Genomic DNA, 8,094 nt, shown 5'->3' on the forward strand with positions numbered 1-8,094 from the left:
TAGCATTGAAGATGAAGATACAATCGTTAAAGGACGGTTTGATATCTTGGCTGTCAACAGGATAAAACCCATCAGAAGCGATACATATTTTTGGGTTTTGGTGATTGAAAGTAAAAATTCTGGAATCAACGCATTGATGGGTTTATCCCAATTGCTAACCTATGCTTATCAAAACTTAAAATATCAGGACACAATCTGGGGCTTGACAACAAACGGAATGCACTATCAGTTCGTCAATATTGTGGGGGGCAATAACCCAACCTATCAGTTAATGCCTTTGCTAAACCTGATGGAGTCCGACTCTTCAATTTTGTTGCTGCAAGTGTTAAAAGCTATTTGCAAACTATAAAAAAAGAAGCAGGGAAAATTCCCCGCCTCCAATCTGTAATGACTGTTAACCTAAAATTTAGATTAGTCAGCCAATACTTTTTAGTAGCCTCTGGTGTTAGGCTTGTGCACGATGAAGCTCAGCACTTGGCATTGCTTCACGTTGTCAAAACCCATGACGCGGATGTAGCAGCTAGGATTTTCCTGACGGCAAGCTTGAACTTCAGCCATGATTTCTTGGACGCTGCGAGCACCAAACAAAGGCAACTTCCACAAAGTCCAGTAGCGCATTTCAGCAGCAGAGGTTTCGTTGAATTCTACGCCGGGAATGTAGCCTTGATCCAGGATGTACTGGAGTTGTTTGGCAATTTGGGCGTCTGTCAGCGGGGGCAAATAGGACAGAGTTTCGTAACGACGCTCTTTAGGTAAAGTCTTCATTTTTTGTATCTCTAAGGTGTGTGTTCGATCGCACTTGTCGATCGATTAACTCGACAAATTATCCAGATTCGGTTCAGAATCTATTGATGTTTCAGGATTACTGCTAGGAACAGACCAATTAAGTTGCGTAGTTCGCTCTAAATGCTGGCGTCTGTGTTCCATATTCGCCTGTTGAATGCCAGTACAAACCATTTCTGGCAAAAATTCCGTCACATCGTGAGCCAGATACTCTCGCACAGTCATGATCCGAAATCCTAAATCTTGATTTTCCAAAAGCAACTGTTGAATGTAAGCTTCTCCATCTTGGATTTTGCCCTTAGTGGAAAAATCATTCAACCAGATTGCCAAAGGAGGATTGGTTTCGCTCAACTGAGCGACCACCATCCGCACGGATTGATAGGTTAGGTAACTTGCCAGCACCTTAGCGGTGTCTTTCGCAACTTGTTTGAGATCCATTTTGACCCCAGCCCCCTCAAATTTTAGATTTTGGATTTTAGATTTTGGATGCAAACTTACTTGTAAATCTTCTTCAAAGATAAAGACTCCACAGCAAGTTTGCTACCTAAAACCTAAAATCTCCAACCCAAAATCATCAAACGGTATCCATTGCCTCGAACTCAAACTTGATTTCTTTCCAGAGTTCGCAAGCAACAGCCAGTTCAGGAGACCATTTGCAAGCTTCGCGAATTACGTCGCCGCCTTCGCGCATCAAGTTGCGGCCTTCGTTACGAGCTTGGACGCAAGCTTCCAAAGCAACGCGGTTAGCAGTTGCACCAGGTGCGTTACCCCAAGGGTGGCCCAAGGTGCCGCCGCCGAACTGCAAGCAGGAGTCGTCGCCGAAGATTTCCACCAAAGCCGGCATGTGCCAGATGTGGATACCACCAGAAGCAACCGGCATGACACCGGGCATGGAGGCCCAATCTTGGGTGAAGTAAATACCGCGGCTGCGATCTTCTTCGATGTGGTCTTCGCGCATCAAGTCTACGAAGCCCATCGTGATGCCTTTTTCGCCTTCGAGTTTACCCACAACTGTACCGGAGTGCAGGTGGTCGCCACCGGACATCCGCAAGCACTTGGCAAGCACGCGGAAGTGGATACCGTGGTTTTTCTGACGGTCAATCACGGCGTGCATAGCGCGGTGAATGTGCAGCAAGATACCGTTGCGGCGGCACCATTTAGCCAAGGTGGTGTTAGCAGTGAAACCACCTGTCAGGTAGTCGTGCATGATGATGGGGGTTTTGATTTCCTTAGCGAACTCAGCCCGCTCCATCATTTCTTCGCAGGTGGGGGCAGTTACGTTGAGGTAGTGACCCTTGACTTCGCCGGTTTCTGCTTGGGCTTTTTCAATAGCTTCTTGAACGAACAAGAAACGATCGCGCCAGCGCATGAACGGTTGCGAGTTGATGTTTTCGTCGTCTTTGGTGAAGTCCAAACCGCCGCGCAGAACTTCGTAAACGGCACGACCGTAGTTCTTAGCAGACAGACCCAATTTGGGCTTAATTGTACAACCCAGCAAAGGACGGCCGTACTTGTTCAATTTGTCCCGCTCAACGGTAATACCGTGAGGAGGGCCTTGGAAGGTTTTCAGGTAAGCAATGGGAATCCGCAAGTCTTCCAACCGCAGAGCGCGCAGAGCTTTGAAACCGAACACGTTACCGACCAAAGAGGTCAGCAAGTTGGTGACGGAACCTTCTTCAAACAAATCCAAAGGATAAGCAATGAAGCAGATGTATTGGTTGTCTTCACCGGGAACTGGCTCGATGTCGTAGCAGCGACCTTTGTAGCGGTCGAGGTCGGTCAGGAGGTCAGTCCAAACAGTCGTCCATGTACCTGTAGAAGATTCAGCAGCCACAGCAGCGCCTGCTTCTTCTGGGGGAACTCCCGGCTGCGGTGTGACGCGGAAGGCAGCCAAAATATCTGTATCTTTCGGCGTGTAGTCCGGCGTGTAATACGTTAGTTTATAGTCTTGAACTCCGGCTTTATACCCAGCCTTTGATTGAGTTTGGGTTTGCGCGTAAGCCATATCTCGCTTCCTAGTATTCGCTTAATTTTTTTGCCCGATCGCAGGCTGTTAAAAATATATCAACAAAGTGTCACTCTCAAATTTTAATATTCTTTTAATCATCATAAGTATTATTTATTTTGCTTTACATTAGGCAATTATTTGTAACATATCTTATGAAATGCCAGCGGCGAAGGATGCAGGACGAAAGGCTGGGGATCGCAGAGTGGGGAGGAATTTCGAGCGAGCGAAAGATATTGTGCAGCGAGCCGAACAGCGGATCAACACGGTTTATGTAAAGAATTTAATACTTAAAAATCAGAATTGGTAATGGGTAATCGGCCAGGGCTAAGTAGTTAGAAATACCTAAAGTTGTCGATTGCAGTTGAGATCGATCTCAACTGCAATCCAGTATGCAATCTAAAATCCAAAATCCAAAATCTAAAATCTAAAATCCCGTGACTTCCAGACCGTCAACTCAAAAATCGACAGCATACCACATAATATGGACAGGACTTGTGCTCTCAAACCAAATCCGTCGTTACAGCCATTTAACCTCGCTGAAAACCGGGTTTCTGCGTTAGCTGCGCGTAAGTCTACTATGGATATTTAGCCCCATTTTTACTCTGGTTGTGCCTCACCCCCCTTCAAAAGCCGTTCACTGCATCAATCCAGATTGCCCAAGGCCCTACCCTCAGACTTGGGGCAACAATTTTTGTCATAGTTGCGGGGCTCCCCTGCGACTAAAAAATCGCTACGTGCCTCTAGAAAGCCTCGGTTCCGGGGGTTTTGCAGCGATTTTCACAGTTTGGGACACAGAAACTGAAACCGAGCGCGTCCTGAAAGTGTTGCTGGAAACTGCCCCGAAAGCGCTGAAACTCTTCGAGCAAGAAGCTTGGGTTTTGGCACTTTTGCGGCACCCGGGCGTCCCTAGAGTCGAGCCTGACGGTTATTTTCACGTCCAAACGCAAAATTTTGCAGGCGGCGAGGGAAATCCTGCTGCGAAGCGGCTGCCTTGTTTGGTAATGGAAAAGATTCACGGCAAAACTTTAGAAGAGGTTCTCAACGAGCACCCTCAAGGATGTCCGCAGGAATGGGTGTTTAGTTGGCTGAGTCAAGCTGTGGAAATTTTAGAGGAGTTGCACAGGTGTCAGATTATTCACCGCGACATTAAACCCTCAAATTTGATGCTGCGAGACCCGGAATCGCCCCAAGTATTGCTGAGCAAGGGTTTGGGGGGACTGCAATTGGTGACGATCGACTTTGGGGGAGTTAAACAGATGGGCGGTGTCGAATCCGTGGGGAAAGATTCTCGGAGTTCGACGCGGTTGATTTCGCCCGGGTACAGTCCGCCGGAACAAATTGTTGGAGGCGGTGTGGTGCCGGCAACGGATTTTTATGCCCTGGGGCGGACTTGTATTCATTTGCTGACGGGGAAGTATCCGGCGGAAATTGAAGATCCGATGACGGGAGAGTTGCGGTGGCGTCACATTGTATCTGTGAGTCCGGCTTTGGCTAATTTGTTGGACGATATGGTGCGATCGAATGTGCGGGAACGTCCGGCGACGGCTGGGGATGTTCGGGCGCGTTTGCAGGAGATTTATGCTAGGAGTAAGGGCAAAATCGCGATCGCCCCAATGGGTCAAGCTATTTTAGAATTCTGCAGGCAAGTAGTGGTGGTAGGGGCGCAAAAAACTGTCAGCCTGACTGGTGTTGTGTTCGGCGCGATCGCCCAAATCGTGGTAGCTTCTCTGGATACGGGCTGGGAAATGGTACTCGGTGGCGTTGGAGGAACTGCGGGGGCGATCGGCGGTTTGGTTTTGGCTTATGCTTCGCCTATTGGCCCGGAAATTGCCAGTTTTCTGAATGAAGGTTTGCACCAATTAATGCCTAACATGACTTTCGCTGTCGGGCCGGAAGTGCTGCTGTTTGGGTTGGCGGGGTTCGGAACTGCGATCGGTTTGACGGATGCAGGGAGTTTTCGCCAGCAAAAACAGTATTGGCTGTCTGGATTGATGGGAGCTCAGGGTTATTTGTTGGCGGGTTTGTGCTGGATGGAAGCCACAGCTTCTAGTGGTGTGCAGGGGGTTATTTTGGGAGCTTTTGCGATCGCCTCTCTGACGGTGGGAATGGGTTTGCGGAGCCATCAATTAGTTCACGCTTTGGTAGTCGCTGTTTTTTCTACGGGAATGTTTCTGTTGCTGAATGCTTGGAACATTTTTCCGGGGAGTTTCTTTGGGATTTTGTCACTATCTAACGTTACCTTCGGCTGGCTGCAAGTTTGGGGCTCAATTGTGTTTTTTGGTTTGTTGGGAAGTGCGATCGGGCTTTGTTTGGGAGTTAGTCATTATTTAGTTGTGCCTTTGTTAAGGTGGTTAGGCTGGAAGTAGGAATTAATTAAACCTTAAACATTTCACCTCAAATTCAGAGCCCCCTAAATCTCCCTTAAAAAGACCGACTTTGAGTAATCTTGTCCCCCTCTTGTTAAGAGGGGCTAGGGCGCTTCTCCGGCTTTAAAAACTCTTGTGGGGTGGGTTCCAAAGCCGGGTCAAAAATCTACTATTTAGATGCTAGACAGCTTATAATCATGAAGAACATTAAATAATAGCCTCAGAGTGCCATGTCCAAAATATTACTAGAATCCTTTCGGACAGCCTATGCAAATATGGAGTTATCGCCGTTGATCACTCCGAAAGAAGTCGAGAACTTCCGAGTAGAATACGGGACGGAAGTCCTCGAACAATTAGAGCAATTAGTAGAAGATGACCCTTCCGGTAGGGGTAAAATTATTTTTAGCGGACATCGCGGTTGCGGCAAGTCTACACTGTTGGCGGAATTTTGCCGCCAGATGGACGATCGTTATTTTACAGTCTTTTTCTCGATTTCCGACTTGATTGAAATGTCGGATGTCAATCATATCAATATCTTGTTTGCGATCGCAGTTCAGTTGATGGATGCAGCAGAAAAACAGGAAATTCCCATCAAACAATCAATTAAAGAATCATTTTATAACTGGTTTGCCACTAAAACTAAAACAAAAATTGACGAATTGGGCGCCAGCGGATCGGTCGGTTTTAACTTGTTTAAGATGATTACAGGCAAGTTAAAAGCTGATGCAACGATTCGTGAAGAAATAAAACAAGAATTTATTCGCAAAGTTTCTGATTTGGTGGCGACAATTAACGAGATTGCTGCCGTAGTTCGAGAAGGCGCGAAAAAAGACGTAATTGTAGTCATTGATGACCTGGACAAGTTGGATTTAGGTGTCGTTCGCCAAGTTTATCAAGAACATATCAAAGCGCTGTTTTTGCCGAATTTTAGGATGATTTTAACAACTCCTATTTCCGCGCTGCGAGATGTCTCTTTGGCCGCTACCGTGGAAACGGAAACTAACGATCAAATCGTGTTCATGCCAGTCACAAAGCTGTTTAAACGCGGGGAAAGCCGGAATGCTGATGCTGTTGCAATGGCGGAACCGGCGGCGAGATTGAAAGAGATTTTAGCTAAACGCTTGGGAAGCGAATTGATCGAACCGGAAACACTCGATCGCCTTGTTGCATACAGCGGTGGAGTATTGCGAGAATTGATTAGAATTGCGAACGAATGCTGCCGCATTTGTTTGCGGTTGGTGCGACGGAATCCAGAAGCTGCGATTACAATTAATGCCGAGGTGTTTGAGGAAGCGATTAATAAATTGCGGATCGATTTTGATACCCGTTTAGGAACAACTGATTATGAGATGTTGATAGCAACTTACAGAGATTTTAAACCTGCTGACCCGAAAGCACAAGGCTTTTTGGACTTGCTGCATGGGTTATATGTTTTGGAATATCGCAATGCTGTTTTGTGGTACGACATTCACCCGATCGTGCTAGAATTGTTAAAGCAGCGAGATGATTTTCCGCGTGAATAATTTCTTTTATACTCAACAATTAAACTCGGCGTTAAAAGGGCGGTTGAAACCCTTAGCAACGCGAGAACACAAACAAAGTCGGGCTACGCCGACTAAGGTAATGTCTGAGTCCAAAGTCGATCCCCCCTAACCCCCCTTAATAAGGGGGGGACAAGAGTGTTCTCAAAGTCCCCCTTAATAAGGGGGGGACAAGAGTATTCTCAAAGTCCCCCTTATTAAGGGGGATTTAGGGGGATCGAGACTTCGATACAAATGACAATTAATTATGTCGAATCTCAACATTCAAAACCAAGATAATTATGAAGATTTACTCGTGTCAATTGAAGCGGGTAAAGATATTCTCAACTTGCTAATCGCAGTTTGCGATGATAGCGACTGTCGCGATCGCCTGATTTCGGATTATGAAGCACAACTCGAACCGGATATCCGCCGCTATCGCGTAGAATTGGCGAGGGGTGAACCGAGTTTGCGATCGGCGATCGCCAATTTAGTCGAACAAGAAGCATATTTGCAGCAGGGGGGAAAAGCCGTTATCACGGTGACGGGTGTGGAGAAACTGCGGTTTTTTAAACAATTGGGCGAAAGTCGATCGGAACAAGAAGTGTTTTTTGGCTATTTGCAATGGACGCGGGAAGCATTGCGGGAGTTTCCGTTTTCGATTGTCTTGTGGGTGACGCGACAAATTGAAATTCTGATTAGTAATGAGTCTCCTGATTTTTGGAGTTGGCGGAAAGGTGTGTTTCGCTTTGATACTAAAAAAACTGCGGCTGTTCCCAAAACTGAATTTGAACCGTTTCGATCCCTAGTTGAAGAGGACGATCGCGAACCGCCGAGTTTGATTCCGCTGGAAGATTTGCAAGATTTAATCGCGCGAACGGAACAGAAAAAAGGACTCCAAGACCCCAGTTTGGCAAGTCTTTATGCCAGTATGGGGAAGATTTATGACAGAAGGATAGAGTCGGGAGAGTGCGAAAATTTTCAGCAAGAGTATGAATTGGCCATCGACTATTTTAAAAAGGCGATCGCCTTTCAACAAGAGTTAGATGTGGAAGCGGAATTATCAAGTAGCTTGAATTACCTCGCCGGACTTTATGAATCCCAAGGAAGGTACTCGGAAGCGGAACCGCTGTATTTGCAAGCTGTGGAAATAGACAGGCGCTCGCTTCCTCAAGACCATCCCGATTTAGCTGATCACCTCAACAATTTAGCCCAACTTTATCAATCCCAAGGAAGGTACTCGGAAGCGGAACCGCTGTATTTGCAAGCTGTGAAAATAGGTAGGCGATCGCTTCCTCAAGACCATCCCGATTTAGCTATTTACCTCAACAATTTAGCCAAACTTTATCAATCCCAAGGAAGGTACTCGGAAGCGGAACCGCTGTATTTGCAAGCTGTGAAAATAGGTAGGCGATCG

The 8,094-nt window shown here is 46.6% G+C and carries 7 protein-coding genes; 4 read left to right on the forward strand and 3 right to left on the reverse strand.

The genetic code is table 11. The features are described 5' to 3' along the window. The first annotated feature begins 46 nt into the window (after positions 1-46). Complete coding sequence (locus QT994_RS27845; protein ID WP_445243907.1) at positions 47-349, forward strand: hypothetical protein; 303 nt, start codon at positions 47-49, stop codon at positions 347-349. 80 nt (positions 350-429) lie between these two features. Here the strand turns inward: QT994_RS27845 and QT994_RS13585 are convergent, their stop codons facing one another. From QT994_RS13585 to QT994_RS13595, 3 genes are all read right to left on the reverse strand, one after another. Then, positions 430-765 carry a ribulose bisphosphate carboxylase small subunit gene (locus QT994_RS13585; protein ID WP_190745620.1) on the reverse strand — a complete coding sequence of 112 codons (336 nt, stop codon included), beginning with the start codon at positions 763-765 and terminating at the stop codon, positions 430-432. Positions 766-810: 45 nt separating this feature from the next. After that, the gene (gene rcbX, locus QT994_RS13590) at positions 811-1,221 is read right to left on the reverse strand and encodes a RuBisCO chaperone RbcX (RefSeq protein ID WP_333045236.1); all 411 of its coding nucleotides are present in this window, start codon (positions 1,219-1,221) and stop codon (positions 811-813) included. Positions 1,222-1,357: 136 nt separating this feature from the next. Then, positions 1,358-2,788, reverse strand: coding sequence for a form I ribulose bisphosphate carboxylase large subunit (locus QT994_RS13595; RefSeq protein WP_333130555.1), 1,431 nt, complete (start codon positions 2,786-2,788; stop codon positions 1,358-1,360). 611 nt (positions 2,789-3,399) lie between these two features. On the opposite strand from QT994_RS13595, the gene QT994_RS13600 reads away from it, so the two are divergent. From QT994_RS13600 to QT994_RS13610, 3 genes are all read left to right on the forward strand, one after another. Further along, positions 3,400-5,157: a serine/threonine-protein kinase gene (locus QT994_RS13600; protein WP_333175292.1), complete on the forward strand. Its 1,758-nt coding sequence runs from the start codon at positions 3,400-3,402 to the stop codon at positions 5,155-5,157. A 230-nt stretch (positions 5,158-5,387) separates the two neighbouring features. Next, entirely contained in the window at positions 5,388-6,680 is a 1,293-nt protein-coding gene (locus QT994_RS13605) for an ATP-binding protein (RefSeq protein ID WP_333175295.1), read from the forward strand. Positions 6,681-6,945: 265 nt separating this feature from the next. Continuing rightward, positions 6,946-8,094, forward strand: a 1,149-nt coding sequence (locus QT994_RS13610) for a tetratricopeptide repeat protein (protein ID WP_333175298.1), incomplete at its 3' end; no start/stop codon positions are given.

Source organism: Microcoleus sp. S13_B4 (assembly GCF_036700885.1).
Lineage (GTDB): Bacteria > Cyanobacteriota > Cyanobacteriia > Cyanobacteriales > Microcoleaceae > Microcoleus.

Excerpts from the sequence above, each read along its gene's own strand:
- QT994_RS13595 (WP_333130555.1), bottom strand. The coding sequence starts at position 2,788 with ATGGCTTACGCGCAAACCCAAACTCAATCAAAGGCTGGGTATAAAGCC.
- QT994_RS13585 (WP_190745620.1), bottom strand. The coding sequence starts at position 765 with ATGAAGACTTTACCTAAAGAGCGTCGTTACGAAACTCTGTCCTATTTG.
- rcbX (WP_333045236.1), bottom strand. The coding sequence starts at position 1,221 with ATGGATCTCAAACAAGTTGCGAAAGACACCGCTAAGGTGCTGGCAAGT.
- QT994_RS13605 (WP_333175295.1), top strand. The coding sequence starts at position 5,388 with ATGTCCAAAATATTACTAGAATCCTTTCGGACAGCCTATGCAAATATG.